General features: G+C 57.1%; 17 protein-coding genes and 1 other RNA gene. 9 read left to right on the top strand and 9 right to left on the bottom strand.

All coding sequences use genetic code 11. The annotated features are described in order from the left end of the window. The first annotated feature begins 96 nt into the window (after nt 1–96). Nucleotides 97–1,854, top strand: a complete 1,758-nt coding sequence (locus N8E89_RS04945; protein ID WP_262261299.1) for a putative bifunctional diguanylate cyclase/phosphodiesterase — start codon at nt 97–99, stop codon at nt 1,852–1,854. Nucleotides 1,855–1,881: 27 nt separating this feature from the next. On the opposite strand, the gene N8E89_RS04940 is transcribed toward N8E89_RS04945, so the two are convergent. Continuing rightward, nucleotides 1,882–2,181: a hypothetical protein gene (locus tag N8E89_RS04940; protein WP_146147735.1), complete on the bottom strand. Its 300-nt coding sequence runs from the start codon at nt 2,179–2,181 to the stop codon at nt 1,882–1,884. A 251-nt stretch (nt 2,182–2,432) separates the two neighbouring features. Further along, nucleotides 2,433–3,443 carry a DNA topoisomerase IB gene (locus N8E89_RS04935; protein ID WP_262261298.1) on the bottom strand — a complete coding sequence of 337 codons (1,011 nt, stop codon included), beginning with the start codon at nt 3,441–3,443 and terminating at the stop codon, nt 2,433–2,435. Between the two features lie 114 nt (nt 3,444–3,557). Between N8E89_RS04935 and N8E89_RS04930 the strand changes: the two genes are divergently transcribed. Next, a complete protein-coding gene (locus N8E89_RS04930) occupies nt 3,558–4,367 on the top strand; it encodes a non-homologous end joining protein Ku (protein WP_106661897.1) in 810 nt (269 codons plus the stop codon). A 160-nt stretch (nt 4,368–4,527) separates the two neighbouring features. On the opposite strand, the gene ligD is transcribed toward N8E89_RS04930, so the two are convergent. From ligD to N8E89_RS04895, 7 genes are all read right to left on the bottom strand, one after another. Continuing rightward, nucleotides 4,528–7,089, bottom strand: coding sequence for a DNA ligase D (ligD, locus tag N8E89_RS04925; protein WP_262261832.1), 2,562 nt, complete (start codon nt 7,087–7,089; stop codon nt 4,528–4,530). Between the two features lie 6 nt (nt 7,090–7,095). Beyond that, nucleotides 7,096–7,929 carry a non-homologous end joining protein Ku gene (locus N8E89_RS04920; RefSeq protein WP_106667038.1) on the bottom strand — a complete coding sequence of 278 codons (834 nt, stop codon included), beginning with the start codon at nt 7,927–7,929 and terminating at the stop codon, nt 7,096–7,098. Nucleotides 7,930–8,010: 81 nt separating this feature from the next. Continuing rightward, nucleotides 8,011–9,297: a CynX/NimT family MFS transporter gene (locus N8E89_RS04915; RefSeq protein WP_112760198.1), complete on the bottom strand. Its 1,287-nt coding sequence runs from the start codon at nt 9,295–9,297 to the stop codon at nt 8,011–8,013. Further along, nucleotides 9,294–9,971 (bottom strand): FadR/GntR family transcriptional regulator, encoded by a 678-nt coding sequence (locus N8E89_RS04910; protein WP_106667036.1) that lies wholly within the window; start codon nt 9,969–9,971, stop codon nt 9,294–9,296. Before N8E89_RS04910 ends, N8E89_RS04915 begins: the two co-directional genes overlap by 4 nt. Before the next feature lie 98 nt (nt 9,972–10,069). After that, nucleotides 10,070–11,209, bottom strand: coding sequence for a vWA domain-containing protein (locus N8E89_RS04905; protein ID WP_262261296.1), 1,140 nt, complete (start codon nt 11,207–11,209; stop codon nt 10,070–10,072). Nucleotides 11,210–11,266: 57 nt separating this feature from the next. Further along, on the bottom strand, nt 11,267–11,713 hold the full coding sequence (locus N8E89_RS04900; RefSeq protein ID WP_262261295.1) for a GNAT family N-acetyltransferase: 447 nt from the start codon (nt 11,711–11,713) through the stop codon (nt 11,267–11,269). Continuing rightward, a complete protein-coding gene (locus tag N8E89_RS04895; protein ID WP_106667055.1) occupies nt 11,714–12,553 on the bottom strand; it encodes an AAA family ATPase in 840 nt (279 codons plus the stop codon). A gap of 115 nt (nt 12,554–12,668) precedes the next feature. Here N8E89_RS04895 and ssrS point away from each other — a divergent pair. The 7 genes from ssrS (at nt 12,669) to N8E89_RS04860 (ending at nt 17,149) form a co-directional block, all read left to right on the top strand. Next, nucleotides 12,669–12,825, top strand: a non-coding RNA gene (gene ssrS, locus N8E89_RS04890) — 6S RNA. 60 nt (nt 12,826–12,885) lie between these two features. Beyond that, nucleotides 12,886–13,491: a 5-formyltetrahydrofolate cyclo-ligase gene (locus N8E89_RS04885; protein ID WP_262261293.1), complete on the top strand. Its 606-nt coding sequence runs from the start codon at nt 12,886–12,888 to the stop codon at nt 13,489–13,491. Nucleotides 13,492–13,538: 47 nt separating this feature from the next. Further along, a complete protein-coding gene (locus tag N8E89_RS04880) occupies nt 13,539–14,363 on the top strand; it encodes a TIGR00282 family metallophosphoesterase (RefSeq protein ID WP_106667032.1) in 825 nt (274 codons plus the stop codon). A gap of 82 nt (nt 14,364–14,445) precedes the next feature. Beyond that, complete coding sequence (locus tag N8E89_RS04875; protein WP_106667031.1) at nt 14,446–15,201, top strand: TerC family protein; 756 nt, start codon at nt 14,446–14,448, stop codon at nt 15,199–15,201. Nucleotides 15,202–15,230: 29 nt separating this feature from the next. Continuing rightward, entirely contained in the window at nt 15,231–15,812 is a 582-nt protein-coding gene (locus N8E89_RS04870; RefSeq protein WP_262261291.1) for a biotin transporter BioY, read from the top strand. Next, complete coding sequence (locus N8E89_RS04865) at nt 15,809–16,234, top strand: DUF1284 domain-containing protein (RefSeq protein ID WP_262261290.1); 426 nt, start codon at nt 15,809–15,811, stop codon at nt 16,232–16,234. The genes N8E89_RS04870 and N8E89_RS04865 overlap by 4 nt, the downstream gene beginning before the upstream one ends. 165 nt (nt 16,235–16,399) lie before the next feature. Next, nucleotides 16,400–17,149, top strand: coding sequence for a YebC/PmpR family DNA-binding transcriptional regulator (locus tag N8E89_RS04860; RefSeq protein ID WP_112760199.1), 750 nt, complete (start codon nt 16,400–16,402; stop codon nt 17,147–17,149). Nucleotide 17,150 lies beyond the last annotated feature (1 nt).

The following is a 17,150-nucleotide window of genomic DNA, read 5'->3' as shown; positions in this document are numbered from 1 at the left end:
CCTCAAGGCTTGCTCTAATTTCAGCAACAATATTTTCTTAAGGGAGATTATTCAGGATATAGATCGGGGAACGGGTGGAGTTGTTGCGAAGATAAAATGAAATGGGCCAGATCAGAGCAGGAATTTCAGAATGTTCTCCGCCGGCTGGAGCTGGCGCTCGACGCATCGCAGATCGGCGTTTGGGAACACAATACAGGGACCGATGAGGTACTCTGGGATTTGCAGATGCACCGGCTCTACGCCACCGCTACCACGAATGGTAAAATAACTCCGGCCCAATGGGTTAGTGCCATACATCCGGATGATCGCGCGAAGGCCGAACAGGACTTTGAAGAAGCTATTCAGCGCAAGGGGGACTACTTTTCCGAATTCAGGATTGTCCTGCCAAACGGGGATGTCCGCCACCTGCGGTCGAGAGCACATTATTACGAGAATGGTCATACCGGAACATTTATCGGTGCGGAATGGGATGTTACCGCCGATGTCCTGCTGAACCGCGAGCTCTCCCATCAGAAAGCGATCGCCGAAGCGCGAACCCTCGCCCTCGAAGCAAGCACCGCCCAGATCGAATATGCGGCGGAGCATGACTATCTCACGGGCCTTCCCAACCGGCGCTATTTCGACAAACGGCTCGCCGAACTTTCGAACGACACCAGTCTCGAACAACTGGCGGTTCTCCATATCGACCTGGATTATTTCAAACACGTCAACGATACAGCGGGCCACCTGGCAGGTGATGCGGTACTGAAGTCTGCCGCCTTGATGATAGCTTCCGTCGTTCCGGAGGGCGGGTTCGTAGCGCGCATGGGCGGCGACGAATTTGTCATCCTGATATCGGATTTCTCGACGCTGAGAGAGCTGGAAGTGGTGGCGGAGCATGTCGTAAGGCTTCTCAAGCAAGGCGTATCCTACAGCGGCAGATTGCTGCAAACCGGCGCATCGATTGGTGTGGCGTGGGTGAATGATGGGAACGCCGCAAATCTTCTGGCTGAATCCGACGTAGCGCTCTACCGCGCCAAAAAACTGGGCCGGAACAGGGTGGAATTTTTCGCGCCACATCTCAAGACCGAGCTTTCCAGCGACCGCCGAGTGGCGGAACATGTCAAACTCGGGATTGAAAGAGGCGAATTCATACCGTTCTATCAGATACAGGTCTGCGCCCGAACGCAGCGCATTGTCGGCATTGAAGCCCTCGCTCGCTGGAACCATCCCAAGCGCGGGCTGCTCGCGCCCGAATCCTTCTTGAAAGTGACGACGACGCTGGGACTGATGGCTGAGTTCGATGCGGCTATCCTCAAGGCTGTGTTACGGGACCGCCAGTCATGGCAGGAACGCGGGATCGACGTTCCGCGCATTGCAGTCAATACATCGGCCGAACGATTGTCCGATCCTTCTCTGATCGATCAATTGCGGCAGCTGAATATCCAGCCTCACACGCTTTCATTCGAACTGCTGGAGACGATTTTTCTGGATGAGATCGAAGATGACGTACTCTTGAACATTGCACTGCTAAAGCAAATGGGTATCGAGATAGAAGTCGACGATTTCGGTTCCGGGCATGCCTCGATCATCGGATTGCTGAAACTCAAGCCGAAACGGCTGAAAATCGACCGGCGCCTCGTCATGCCGATCACAACCTCGCGGGAGCAGAGGAGCCTGGTCAGGTCGATCGTCGATATTGCCCAGACGCTCGGAATAGAGGTTACGGCGGAAGGCGTTGAAACGCCTGAGCACGCGAAACTCTTGCGCCGCCTTGGCTGCGACACGCTCCAGGGCTATGCAATCGCCTATCCGATGCCTGCAACGGATCTGTGCGATCGTCTGCTGACACAACAAAACACGTTGTCCGCCTGAGGTTGCGAAGGCCGCTTTTCTTTCCGTTTAATGTTCGGTTCGCGGCTCGGACAGGGACGCTTCGGTATGCCCGAACGGAAACGGCTTTTGAAAATATCCGCGTACAGCCAGGAAATTAAGCTCGCGGTTCGCGGCCATCGCAGCCAAATCGTCTTCGTCGCGAATGCCGCTTTCGAACATGGTCATGATGACGCGTGCAAGCTCGTTGCAACGTGCATCGGTTTTTGGACAACGATCGAGCAAGAGCGATGCCTTGTTGTGCGCACGCTGCATGATTTCCCAATCAGTCGTCGTAAATATGCGTCGGTCTCGATCTAGAAAAGCCATGACACGCTCCCAACTCTTCGGGCGAGAACACATCCGAGTTGCGGGTCGCCGTTCCCGCAGGCTGGCAATATTGAAAAAGCTAAGCGCATTTCTCGGATAGCCGCAAATCGAATTTAATTCTGCAATCTTCCGCACCACTTACCGCAATGCGGAATCCCGGTCAGCATCATCAAATTAGACAAGGGCCCCTCCTCCTTTTGGCTGTACCCGGTAGAATTCAACTAGCCGGGTTATCTGTGGCCTCAAAATGTTCAAGTGGTTGCTCGTTCCAACAGACGCATGAGCCCGGTTTCGGCGCCGCTGAGACCTTTGCGATAAGGGGCCCGGAGCAGCGAACGATCGAGTTCGCCAGCCTTGAAGCAGTCGGTTATCAGCGGGTGAACATAGCTCGACCGTGTCACTGCGGGTGTATTGCGCAGGAACTCGGCAACGTTGCGCATGGCAGCCGCAATGGCTCGCTTTCTGGCGGCATCGGTCTTGGCTTCGATCCCGGTCAGAAACTCAAGAGCGCGCGCAGAGCCATGAAATGTCCGGAAATCTTTGGCGCTGACTTTCGAGCCGGCGATTTCGCGCAAGTAATTGTTCAACTCGCCCGCATGCAGGCTGCGCCAGCGGCGATCGGTTTTATATTGAAACAATCTTCCACGCCTTTTCAACGCTTTCAATCGCTTCACGGCGGACCGGTCCTTGATCGTTATCTCGTTCATCTTCTTCGACTTCCCGGCAAAGATGAAATTGGCGACGTTGCCGCTGATCTTGAGGTCGCTGCTCTTGAGCGATGCGATGCCCCGGCCACCATCCTTGGCGTATTTCTCATGACCTGCCCGAAAAGCCTTCTGGTCGATAAGCTTAACCGCAAGCGCAGCTAGTGGCCGGCTCGACGTGGGTGGACGCTGCATGTCGCGGAGGATGCGTTTGCGAATACGGGGAAGCGCCTTGCCGAAAGCGAGCAAGCGATGAGTCTTCATGCTGTTGCGCACCGACTCCCACTTCGGGTGGTAAATATACTGGCGCCGCCCGAGATCATCCTTGCCGATGGCCTGAATATGTCCGCTCTCGGAATCGCAGCAAAAAACCTCAGTCCAGGCAGGGGGGATGACAAGTGAAGCCATGCGTTCGGCGTGCTGCCTGGAAACCGGACGGCCATTGGCGCGAATGTAGCGAAACCGGCCGCAGTATGGTTCGCGTTTCACGGGGAATGCTTCCGGATCAACAAGTTCCCGGCCAAGCTCCCTTGCATAGTCCGCATAATCCGGCTGCATTTCTTCACCCTGTTGCTGCGAGTCAAGAACGCCAACGCAACGGGTCGGTTCCCTTAGGGGCAGGACCTGTTAATATGCATCGTTGTTGCAGTTCATAAGAGAGAGGCGCGCGCCATGGCTCCGCGGTCATTCTGGAAAGGGTACCTCAAGCTCTCGCTCGTGACTTGTCCGGTGGCGATGGTGCCCGCCACGACGGATGAGGAAAAGGTGCGCTTTCACACGCTGAACCGGAAAACCGGCAACCGTGTCGTTAGCCAGTACGTTGATTCAGTGAGCGGCAAGCCCGTCGACGAGGATGACGAGGTCAAGGGCTATCAGCGCGGCGAAGACGAGTATGTCATGCTTGAGGATGACGAAATCAGTGCGGTGGCGCTTGAAAGTACCCGCACGATCGACATCGAGATGTTTGTGCCGCGCGAGAGCATCGACTGGATCTGGTATGACAAGCCGCATTACCTGACACCGGACGATCCGGTAGGCGAGGAGGCTTTTTCGGTTATTCGCGATGCCATGGAGGCTACCGGCAGAGTGGGGATTTCACGACTGGTCATGTACCGGCGCGAGCGGGCAGTGATGCTGGAGCCGCGAGGCCCCGGTATCGTGCTGTGGACGCTGCGCTATGGTGATGAGGTACGTGATCGAGATGCATATTTTGGCGATATCAGGGACGGCAAGGCCGATGCCCAATTGATGACGCTGGTTAAAACGCTGATCGATGAGCGAACCAAGCCATGGGATCCGAAAATGGTCGACGATCCTGTGCAGGATCGATTGCTTGAAATCATCGCGGCGAAGAAAAAGGGGAAGAAGCGGCCGGCCGCCGCAAAGGCGACGGAGGTCGAGCCTTCCAGCAATGTCATCAATATCATGGATGCGCTGCGCAAGAGCATCGCGGGCGAGAGTAAACCGACAAAGAAACGCTAGAGCAAGTTTCATCTAAATAGAGCCAGTTCTGCCGGGTGAATTTGGCCCAAATCCTTCGGGCTTCGGCGTCGTCCGATGGAAAAACATCGGTCTCGCCAAATCCCTTGACCTTGAACCAAATTCCCTCCTGCAGAACGACCCAATTTAGACAAAACTTGCTCTAGGAGATTTTCTTGCGTGGCGCCTTCGATTTTTCGATCGGCACTGCCGATGCCCGAAAGTCCGCCCAGGGATCGGCCTTGTACGATGCAATCCGGGTCGGTGTGTTCAAGACCGTGAAATAGGCGGGTCCTATACCCGGAGTCAGTTCATCCCATTCAAGTGGCATCGAGACAGCAGCGCCTGGACGTGCTCTCGTCGAATACGGGGCAACGGCTGTCGCGCCACGCTGGTTGCGCAAATAATCGATGAGAATCTTGCCTTGGCGCTTTGATTTGGTGATCGTAGAGACATAGAGGTCAGGACTGTCGGAAGCCATGGAATCGGCGATGGCCTTGGTGAAAGCCTTGACTTCCGGCCAAGTCGCCTTGGGCTTTATCGGCGCCACCACATGCAGGCCCTTGCCGCCGGAGGTCTTGAGATAAGCCTTAAGGCCGGCCTGCTCGATCCGCTGGCGGGTTTCCTGTGCGGCGTCGATCACTTTTGCCCACGGAACTCCGTCGCCGGGATCGAGGTCCATAATGATGATGTCCGGACGCTCCCAATCCTTGACAGTGGAGCCCCACGGATGAATTTCGAGAACGGCGGATTGCACCAGCCCGATCAGGCCATCCAGATCCTTGATGCTGATCAGCGCCTCGTCATCTTTTTCCTTGGGATCTTTGACCAGAACAATGTTGGGGTTGAGCCCTTTCCACGCGTGCTTCTGGAAGAAAGACTGGCCGGCAATGCCCTCAGGGCTTCGCAGAAGAGCGAGAGGGCGGCCAACAATGAAGGGTGAGATATACGGCCAGACATCGGTATAATAATCGGCCAGACCTTGTTTGGTCACGCCTTGTTCGGGCCAATAGATACGATCGGGATGGGTAAGTTTCACGGTGTGCCCCACTGGTCTTGCTTTAGATTGGGTTTTGGGTAGGGTAGCCGGTCTCGTGGTTTCGCGCACAACCTCCTGCGCAGGCTTGTCCTCACGCAGGCCGCGGAACGCGGCGTGACGTAAATTTCCATCGGCAGTCCAGCTGCGAAATTCGACCTCTGCCACAAGTTGTGGCTTCGTGTAACGCACTTGCCTTGCAGCGTCAGCACCCAAGCGTTCTGCAAACGGGCTTTCCGTCATGCGGATGCGCTCGAGCCTGCGGTAAAGGTCTTCAGCTACAGCGGTGCTGTAGCCTGTGCCGACACGGCCGACATGCTCAAGTTTCTTGCCGTTATAAACGCCCATGACAAGCGAGCCGATAGCCTTGCGGGATGTCGTCGATGGCACGTATCCCGCGATGACAAATTCCTGGTGTTGTGAGCATTTGGATTTGAGCCAGGTTTTACCGCGGCCAGAACGATACGGCGCGTTCCGTAGTTTGGAAACAATGCCCTCCAAGCCAAGCCGGCAAGCGTGGTCGCGGATGACTGTACCATCCCCGTCGAAGTGTTCGCTGAAACGGATGGGTCCCACGCGCTCACTAATGAGCTTTTGCAGCAGGGTCTTGCGCTCGATCAGCGGCAATTCCTGCAGATCAAAACCGTCGAGATAGAGAAAGTCGAAGACGTAAAAGACAAACCTGTCGGTCCGGTCCGCACTGAGATCAGCCTGCAGGGCGGAAAAATCCGAAGCACCGGCTGCAGTTTCCACGACAAGTTCACCGTCGATCAACGCTGTTCCAACCGGCAAATCCTGAAAGGCGGCGACGAGCTGCTTGCCGAACTTTTTGGTCCAGTCGAGACCAGTGCGCGTCAGGAATTTGACACGGCCGGCCTCGATCCGCACCTGCAGGCGATAGCCGTCGAACTTGATCTCGTGGATCCAACGTTCCCCGGAAGGGGGCCGCATTGCCAGTGCCGCCAAATTGGGTTGCACGAATTCCGGAAGCCGCGCCTTCCTCACCCCCTTGATGCCGGCTGGATCGACGGTGCTGGTTTCAATTGGCGCGGCTGGCTTTTTTACAGTTTTCTGCTTCGCTGCGGTCTTGTCGATCTTGCCGGTTTTTGACGACCACCCCGGTTCTTCACCCGCGACATCGGCGATCTCACGGCCGGTTTTTACGGATTTCGGCTCTTCCTCAAGGATGTCGGGGTCGCTTTCCAGGCGAGCGGCTTCATCCTCGCCCTTGATCAGCAGCCAGTTTTCGCGTTTTTCGCGCGGCTTGCCCTGCATGCGCACCAGATGCCACCGCCCGGAGAGCTTCTTGCCGTGAAGTTCGAACTCCAAATGACCCTTCGCATAACCCCTGTCGGGGTCATGGACGGGACTCCAGGTGCCACGATCCCAGATGATGACAGTGCCGCCGCCATATTCACCCTTGGGGATTGTGCCTTCGAAATCGCCGTACTCCAGCGGGTGGTCTTCGACGTGGACGGCCAGCCGTTTCTCACCCGGAACGAGACTGGGACCGCGGGTCACGGCCCAACTTTTCAGAACGCCATCCATCTCCAGCCGGAAATCATAATGCAGCCGCCGTGCATCATGCTTTTGAATAACAAAGCTGTTGCCCGCCTTGCGCGTCTTGCGGCCTCTCGGCTCGGATGTTGTCTTGAAATCACGTTTCTTGCGATAGGTTTCAAGCGCCACCACCGATCAACTCGCCTTCCGCCGTGCTGGCTCCGCCTTTGCTTTCTTCGTAGCGGCCGGTTTCTTTCCAACGCCCGCGCTTTCGCGCAGTGCTTGCATGAGATCGACGACCTTTTCGGTCTTTGCGGGTTTTCTCGCCGGGATCGGCTTACCTTCAAGCTTCGCCTTGACCAGCTCCGCCAGCGCGGCCTCGTAGCGATCCTTGTATTCCGATGGATCGAACGTGCCGTACTTTGTCTCGATGATGTGTTTGGCCAGGTCAAGCATTTCGCCCTTGATCTTCATCTCGGGAATATCGCTGAAAGCGTCTTTGGCGGAGCGCACTGCGTAATCGAAGTTCAGCGTCGTGGCGAGCAGCCCGGAATCTTCGGCGCGAATGAGCAACGTGCGGACGCGCCGGAACAGCACCGTCTGGGCCAGTGCGGCAACCTTCTTGGCTTTCAGGCCGTCGCGGATGAGCGCGAAGGCTTCCTGCCCATGTTTGTCGCTTGGCGTCAGATAGTAGGGTTTGTCGAAATAGATATCGTCCAGTTCATCAACGGGAATGAAGGCTTCGACGGCGAGGGTTTTGTCGCTTTCGGGAACTGCCGCTGCAACTTCCTCCGGCTCCAGAACGATATACTCGTTATTGCCTATTTCGTAGCCCTTGACCTGATCTTCCCGTTCCACCGGCTTGCCGGTGTCGCTATCAATGAATTGACGCTGGACGCGGTGTCCCGTGTCACGGTTGAGCGTGTGAAAAGCTATGCGCTCGGATGTCGACGCGGCTGTGTATAGGGCTACCGGGCAGGTGAGCTCTGCAACTTTCAGATAGCCTTTCCAATTCGCACGTGGCGCCAATACTCAACTCCTTTTGGCTACCGTGGGAATGCCGGAGAATGCAATTGGTTCCGATCGAAGGCATCATACTAGCCAAATCATCTAAACTTGGATAGTGCGTGCCTTTACGTGCGTAGCGCTCCCCGCTCCCCAGCCGAAGATGGCAACCCCAAATCCCAAAAGTACGAACAGAATTGCCGTTGCACTATAACTCCCGGTCAGGCTGTGAATGAGGCCAACCAGAAGCGGCCCGATTGCGGCCAACATGTAGCCGACACATTGCGCCATGCCGGACAGATGTGAGGCTATGTGGGCATCTCCGGATCGCAACACGATGATAGTCATGGCGACTGCGATGAGCCCGCCTTGGCCGATGCCCTGGATAACCGCCCAGAGCCACACCGTCGACAGAGGTGCAAAGAGGAAGCCGAGCAGGCCAATGACCGCCAGCCCGACAAGCGTGACATTGATGAGCCGCTGGTCCTTGCATCGCACAGCGATTGACGGCACCAGAAGACAGGCGAAAACCTGCGCCATAACGGAAACCGAGACGACGGCACCCGCGGTAACCCCGTCCAGTCCACGGTCGCGCAGGATCGGCGACAGCCAGCCAAAGACGCAGTAAGCCAATGCCGATTGCAAGCCCATGAACAGGGTGACTTGCCAAGCGAGGCGATCGCGCCAGAGACCTTCGACCCTGAATCCTGCATGTTTCATGCGGACCTTTCGGAAGAAGGCATGCGGAAACCAGATCATTGCAACGAGAATTGCCGGTAGTGCCCATGCACCGAGCGCCAGTGACCAGGAGCCACCCAGCATGTGCTGCAACGGAAGTGTGAACCCGGCGGCACTGGCCGCTCCGGCACATAGCGCCATGGTATAGAGACCCGTCATCAATCCGGTTCTGCTGGCGAAATCCCGCTTTACGAGACCCGGCAGCAGAACATTGCCGGTGGCGATGCAGGCGCCTGCTATTGCGGTTCCAAGGAAAAGCAAAGGCAGTGATCCGAATCCCCGCAAGGCGGTGCCGAGCGCCAGAAGCAGCAGGACCGCGAGAAGCGTACGTTCGGCGCCGATGCGCTGCGCCAGCCTTGGCGCGAGCGGGGCGAACACCCCGAGACAGACAACCGGGAGGGTAGTCAAAACGCCGGCGCCAAAGGACGACAATCCCGTGTCCTCAATGATCTCCGGCAAAAGTGCGGAAGCGCTCGAAAAAACCGGCCGAAGATTGAAAGCAATGAGAACGAGGCTCAGGCCCGTCACGATCCGTGCGGCACGGCTCGAAAAAATCGGCGGCCGCGGCTGTGGAACGCTGTCGGCTTCCGCATCGATCAGCGGTTCGCCGACGATGTCATTTGCCCGGTGCCCGGGGAGTCTGTGTTGATTCATGATGCCAGGAGCCGATCGAGTTCTATGAGAATGGGCGCCATGAAAGCGCGGGTGGTGGATGCAGCCATGTCAGGATCGCCGGAGGCAATAGCATCGACGATAGAAACGTGTGCCGCCATGTCGGGTTCAGGAAGTTCGCCCGTCACAGTTGCCTTGATGACTTCCTGGATGGAAGCCGAGAAAAATTCGTAAACTTCGACGAACGCGCGGTTGCCGGAGGCGGCGACAACGGCCTTGTGAAAAGCAAGATCCCGTTCGACATAGCGATCGTGGTTTGCGGTGTCGTACTCCCCGCGAGCAGCCAGTAATTGACGAAGCCCGGCGATGATCGCTGGCGTATGACGCAGGGCCGCCAGGCGCGCAGCCTCGACTTCGAGGGCGCACCTCGTCTCAACCTGATCACGAAGCCCGGTACGCCGGATTCTCAGGAGGGTGTCATCAGCATCGATGACTGACCGCACATAGGTCCCAGAACCCTGACGTGTCTCGAGAAAGCCTTGGGCCACCAGAACGCGCACGGCTTCCCTGACTGTTCCGCGGCTGACACCGAGCATTTCGGCAAGCGTTGCCTCATTGGGAATGCGGTCGCCGATCTGCCAGCGATTTGCAGTGATTTCCACGCGGATATTATTGATCGCATTGTCTGCAAGATTGCTGCGTGCGGCGGGCTGCATGATCGCTAAAATCCTAAAGTCATCAGATGACTTGACTAATAAGAATTCACGCGCGTCGTGTCAACTCGTCTGCATATCAGGAACCCCTGCGACATTGTTCAGTGCTTGCGCGAAAGTTCACGCGTCGCCGTGTCGATACCCGACAGGGTGAGGGGATACATGCGTTGCGCGAAAATCTCGCGGATCATGGCGGTTGACGCCGTGTAGTCCCAATAGGCTTCCTTGGTGGGATTGAGCCAGGCCGCATTTTTCCACTGATCGAGGACGCGTCTGAGCCAAGTGCCGCCGGCTTCCTCGTTCCAGTGTTCGACGGAACCGCCGGAATGCGAGACTTCATAAGGCGCCATCGCCGCGTCGCCGACGAAGATCACCTTATAGTCAGCGCCATATTTGTGGATGATATCCAGTGTCGGTATGCTCTGGGTGTACCGGCGGCGATTGTCTTTCCACACACTCTCATAGAGGCAGTTGTGGAAGTAGAAATATTCCATGTGCTTGAATTCGGAGCGCACAGCCGAGAACAGTTCTTCGGCAATTTTGATATGCTCGTCCATCGAGCCCCCGACGTCGAAGAACATCAAGAGCTTGACGTGATTGCGCCGCTCGGGCCGGGTCTGGACGTCAAGATAACCGTGTTCGGCCGTAGATCTGATCGTTCCGGACAGGTCGAGCTCGTCCTCTGCGCCCTCGCGCACCCAGCGCCGCAATCGCTTCAGTGCCACCTTGATGTTGCGCGTGCCGAGCTCCACACTGTCATCGAAATTCTTGAATTCACGCTTGTCCCAGACCTTGACGGCGCGGCGATGGCGGCTCTCGTCCTGACCGACGCGCACGCCTTCCGGATTGTAGCCATAGGCACCGAAGGGCGATGTGCCGGCCGTACCGATCCATTTCGATCCGCCCTGGTGACGCCCCTTTTGTTCTTCCAGACGCTGCCGCAGGGTTTCCATCAACTTGTCGAAGCCGCCAAGGGCTTCGATCAGCTTTTTCTCTTCCTCGGTCAGGTGTTTTTCGGCCAGCCGCCGCAGCCACTCCTCGGGAAGATTGGCGACATCGATGCCACCTTCGCCGTGCAGCGCTTCGACACCCTTGAAGACATGACCAAAAACCTGGTCGAAGCGGTCCATGTGCCGCTCATCCTTTACCAGCGCAGATCGGGCCAGATAGTAGAACCCTTCGACATCATAGGTTACGAGCCCCGCATCCATAGCCTCGAGCAGCGTCAGATACTCCCGCAAGGAGACAGGAATCTTTGCCGCTTTGAGTTCGAGGAAAAAAGGGGATGAACATCGCTTCTAGACCAATTTCACATATTTGATGAAAGGTGTGACCTTGGCGATGCGGTCGTAGAGCTGGCGTGCCGTGGCGTTATTCTGGTTGGTCGTCCAGTACACCGAGTGTGCACCGGCCTTTTTGGCCTCCGCGTAAACAGCCTCGATGAGGGCGCGGCCGATACCCTTGCCTCGTACCTCGGGATCTGCAAAGAGATCCTGCAGATAGCACACATTCTCGATGCTCCAGCAATGACGATGGAACAGGTAATGGGTGAGCCCGACAGGCCTGCCTTCAAACTCGGCGATAAATCCGTGATACTCATGGTCTGCGCCAGAGGTCAATCGGGCGAATGTGGTCTGATAGACTTCTTCCGGGACGGTCGTCTCGTAGAAGGTCAAATAGCCGGTCCACAGACGGCGCCATTCGGCCTCGTCCGACTTCCTTAACGGGCGGATTTCAACGCTCATTTATCCCTGTCTCCTTGCCATGAATGCCAGTCGTTCGAACAGGTGGACGTCCTGCTCGTTCTTCAGAAGCGCCCCATGCAGTTTGGGCAGGGCATTCTTCGGGTCGGCGCGCAGGTCCTCCGGCGCAATATCGTCGGCCACGAGCAGCCGGATCCAGTCCAGCGCCTCTGAGGTTGAGGGCTTTTTCTTCAAGCCAGCAACCTCGCGAATTTCGTAGAACTGGGTGAGGGCGGCGCGAACGAGGTTTTTCTTGATGCCGGGATAATGCACCTCGACGATCCTCGTCAGCGTGTCGACATCGGGGAACTTGATGTAGTGGAAGAAACAGCGGCGCAGGAACGCGTCGGGCAGCTCCTTCTCATTGTTCGAAGTGATAATGACGATCGGCCTGTGCCTGGCACGAATTGTCTCGCCGGTCTCGTAGACAAAGAACTCGTTGCGATCCAGTTCCTGCAGGAGATCATTGGGGAATTCAATGTCGGCCTTGTCGATTTCATCGATGAGGAGCACGACCTTCTGATCGGCGGTGAAGGCATCCCATAGTTTGCCCGGCTTGATGTAGTTCCTGATGTCGTTGAAACGCGTGTCGCCGAGCTGCGAATCCCGCAAGCGGCTGACGGCGTCATATTCATAAAGCCCCTGCTGGGCCTTGGTGGTGGATTTGACGTTCCATTCAATCAGGTCGAGGTCGAGCGCCGAGGCAATCTGGCGCGCAAGTTCGGTCTTGCCGGTCCCAGGTTCGCCCTTGACGAGGAGCGGGCGTTCCAGCGCAATCGCCGCGTTTACGGCCACCATCAAATCCTTGTCGGCCACGTAGGCCGCTGTTCCTTCAAACCGCATCATAGGTCCTTTCACGATGAGGCGAGATTAGGGTTCGAAGAGAATGAGGGCAAGAGTGTGAAATTAGCCGACAACGCCACTGGTGCAATCCAAGCATCCGTCCTATATTTGGCTTGGCGCTCTGCGCTTCTCGACAGGAGAGACATATTCCCCGGGGCCTTAATGATCCCTTAGGGAGCTGTCCCTGAGGAGGCCCGTGGGCTTTCTCACACGGCACCCACCTACTTTGTAGGTTCCCGGGATCGACTTCTCCATCGGTTGTGTGGACGCCGCTTTTGTATTCTGTGCTCATCCCGAGCTGGCCTTGGTGTCGGCGCCTCATGAGATTCACTGTGAAGCTTCTCTCTCCCACCAAAGAACTGAAGAAAAACCTGCGGCTCGACGCCTTGGGCCGCCGCGACATGCTTCAGGTTGAATACCGCATTGAAGCATCAATGCGGATCGCCGAGATCGGCCTCGCGTCGTTTGCGCTTGATCGAGGCACAATTGTCTCGGGGTTTTGGCCGATCCGCTCCGAGGTGGATCTGCGGCCGCTGCTCTTCGGGCTGCGCGAGCGCGGTGCTCAGCTTTGCCTGCCGGTGATTATCGACAAGCAGACGATCCTGTTCCGCGAACTGGTCCGCGGAGCGCCGATGATCGAAACCGGTTTCGGCACGGCGGGACCGCCGGTGGATGCTCCCGTCCTTGAACCCACCTTCATGCTGGTGCCCCTCGCGGCCTTTGATGCGCGCGGCCACCGCATCGGCTATGGTGCGGGCTATTATGACCGGGCAATCGCGCGCCTGCAGGAGATTGGCGTCAATCCGCGGCTCATCGGGGTGGCTTTCGACTGCCAGGAGGTCGAAATCGTACCGGACGAGCCACATGACATGCCGCTGGAGGCCATCCTGACTGAAAGCGGGTTGCGCAGCTTTGGCCGTACCGGTAAAGCCAGTTAACAATTACGAGCCTCGCAGAAACGAGAGCTTACTATCAGGATAGGCGCGTGAGATTACTTTTTCTTGGTGACATGGTGGGCCGCTCGGGCCGGACAGCAGTCTATGAGCAATTGCCGGGTCTGATATCCGACCTGAAGCTCGACTTCACGATTGTCAATGGTGAGAATGCAGCAGGTGGCTTCGGTATCACTGAGGAAATCTTTCACGATACGATCAATGCCGGTGCAGATGTGGTCACCACAGGCAATCACGTTTGGGACCAGCGCGAGGCTCTGATCTTTGCCGCACGGGAACAGCGCTTTCTGCGCCCGGCGAATTTTCCGATCGGAACGGCAGGAAAGGGCTCGGGCGTATTCCTTGCCAAGAATGGTGCCCGGGTTCTCGTTTCCAACATCATGGGCCGGGTTTTCATGCACCCGGATTTGCACGACCCTTTCACCATTGCCGAGGAAATACTGGCGGCATGTCCGCTTGGTGAGCAGGCGGACGCTGTTGTCTTCGATTTCCATGCTGAAGCAACCAGTGAGAAGCAATGTTTCGGACATTTTGTCGATGGCCGGGCTAGTTTCGTCGTTGGCACCCATACGCATGTGCCGACGGCGGATGCACAGATCCTGAATGGCGGCACGGCCTACATGTCCGATGCGGGCATGTGCGGCGACTATGATTCCTCTCTCGGCATGGACAAGGAAGAACCGCTGAATCGCTTCCTGTCCAAGGTGCCGAAGGGCCGGTTCGAAGCGGCGAGCGGCAAGGCGACCATCTGCGGTGTCGGTGTCGAGATATCCGACCGCACCGGGCTCGCCGAAAGGATCGCACCTTTGCGGCTTGGTCCGAGACTTGAAGAAACTATCCCGTACTTCTGGAAATGAATTGACCGAGGGCAGTCGGCACCCTTAAGTCGTGCCATCGGTTTGCACCATCCGGGCCACTAGCAAAGCAGGAACGACCCCCATGGAAGCACTTCTCTCCCATTTTGATTTCATCTTTCAGCCATCCGGCCTGATCGCCCTCGTCACGCTGGTCGTGATGGAAGTCGTGCTTGGCATCGACAACCTCATTTTCATCTCGATTCTCACCAACAAGCTGCCCAAGGAACAACAGGCACGCGCCCGCCGCCTCGGCATCAGCGCTGCGCTCGTCCTGCGGTTGACCCTCTTGTTCACTATTTCAATCATCGTGCAGCTGACCGAACCGTTGTTCGAAGCGTTCGGCCACGGCTTCTCCTGGCGTGACCTGATCCTGATCGCCGGCGGGCTGTTCCTGGTATGGAAGGCAACGAAGGAAATCCATCATACGGTCGATCACGAGGATGCCAAGGACGATGTTATCGGCAAGGCTGTCACACTGACGATGGGCGCGGCGATTACGCAAATTCTCGTGCTGGACCTGGTGTTTTCTGTCGACTCGATCATCACGGCCGTCGGAATGACCGATGAAATCGCCATCATGGTGATTGCGGTCATTACGGCTGTGCTGGTCATGCTGCTCGCGGCTGAACCGTTGTCCAAGTTCATTGCTGCCAATCCGACCATCGTCATGCTTGCTCTGGGCTTCCTCCTGATGATCGGCATGACGCTCATTGCCGATGGCTTCGGCTTCCACGTACCCAAAGGCTATATCTACGCGGCGATGGGTTTCTCGGCTCTTGTCGAAGCGCTCAACATGCTGGCCCGGCGCAGGAAGAAGAAAGCCCAAGCTGCGGAATAATCCAACATTCGTACAAGGACCTCAATTCAATGAACCAAATGACACTCTCCGACGCTTTCGTTCCGCTGAAACTGGCCAACCGATCCCTTGCTTATAAGGCGCTGGCCGTCCTCATCGGAACGGCATTTCTCGCTGTCAGTTCGTGGATATCCGTGCCGATGGTTCCGGTGCCAGTGACCATGCAAACCTTTGCAGTTACCATCGTTGGAGCGCTCTATGGCTGGCGTCTCGGCGGCCTGACCGTAATCGCCTGGCTTCTCGAGTCTTTTGTGGGATTGCCTGTTCTTTCCAACGGCATGCCGGGCCAGATTGCATTTGCGGGCCCAACAGCTGGATATCTTGTTTCTTTCCCAGTCGTTGCTGCATTTGCTGGTTTTCTGGCTGAACGCGGGTTCACCCGCAACCCGATTTCTGCCTTTGGTGTCATGCTTCTCGGCAATGCACTCTGCCTCGTGCTCGGTGCATTCTGGCTGGCGAACATGATTGGGATCGATAAAGCCTGGGCCTTCGGTGTTGCGCCATTCATCGCTGGCGGCGTGCTCAAGTCGGCGCTGGCGGCGGCAACGATCGAACTGCTTCGCCGTTCGGGAATCATGGTCCGCCTCGCTTGACGGTAAGACTTCGCCCGCACCATCTGCTGTGCATGCTGACCTATGTCGGTAAGGGCTATAACCCGGCCTTTACCGACAACTACGACAAGGTCATTGCGCGGCTGGTGACAGGCGAAGATATTCTGATCCAGGAGGGGCCGGACGAAATCTGCCAGCCTCTCCTGGCAGCGAAGGAAGCGCATTGCTTTCGTGACAGTGTGCTGGAACGAGATGCCAAAGCCGCTCAAGATATCGGACAGTTGCTTGGCCGGCCGCTGCAAGCCGGCGATGTAATCGCACTGCAGGGCGTGATACTCGATCAGTTCCGCAAGGCCTTCCGGAGCGGCTTGACGCGCTCTGGCTGCACTGGGTGCGAATGGTTTGATCTCTGCTCGGCCGTCTCGCAAACGGGATACTCTGGGACCCGCTTGAAGCTTTCCTGAAAACATTGCGACAGCCAAGCACGCTTGTGCGCTGGACGGGCGGCCGGTTTTTACCTATAAGGGCGCCATTCCAGAAGCATGTTTCCGCCAGGAGCTGCCCGCAGCCAAATCTTGCTGGGCCCCGGACGTGAACATCAGCAACCGTAATAAGCACGCAGGGGTGCCATGGCAGGCCATTCACAGTTCAAGAACATCATGCACCGCAAAGGGCGCCAGGACGCCGTGCGGTCGAAAATCTTTTCCAAGCTGGGGCGCGAAATTACCGTCGCGGCCAAGCAGGGTCTGCCGGACCCGGCGATGAACCCGCGCTTGCGGCTGGCCGTGCAGAATGCCAGGGCGCAGTCAATGCCAAAGGACAATATCGAGCGCGCCATCAAGAAGGCCGCCGGTGGCGATGCCGACAATTACGAAGAAGTGCGCTACGAGGGTTATGGCCCAGGCGGCGTCGCCGTTATCGTCGAGGCTTTGACTGATAACCGTAATCGCACGGCTTCCAATGTGCGTGCTGCCTTTACCAAGGCCGGCGGTGCAATGGGCGAAACCGGGTCGGTTGGCTTCATGTTCAACCGCGTCGGTGAAATAGCCTACAAGCTGGACGCAGGCAGCGCCGACAAGGTCATGGAAGCTGCGATCGAGGCCGGTGCCGAAGACGTTGCGAGCGATGAAGATGGCCACGTGATTCTTTGCGCCTTTGAAGACATCGGCGAGGTGTCGAAAGCGCTGGAAGGCGCACTTGGCGAAGCAGAGTCGATCAAGGCAATCTGGAAGCCACAGACAACTGCGCCTGTCGATGAGGAAAAGGCACAATCGGTGCTTCGACTGATCGCGACGCTGGACGACGATGACGACGTTCAGAATGTCTATGCGAATTTCGAAGTAAGCGACGAAGTCCTGGCCAAGCTCAGCGCGGCCTGAT

The organism is Phyllobacterium sp. A18/5-2 (assembly GCF_025452215.1).
Lineage (GTDB): Bacteria > Pseudomonadota > Alphaproteobacteria > Rhizobiales > Rhizobiaceae > Phyllobacterium > Phyllobacterium sophorae.
The sequence above is the reverse complement of the archived record's forward strand: the minus strand, read 5'-3'. Positions and strand labels throughout refer to the sequence as shown.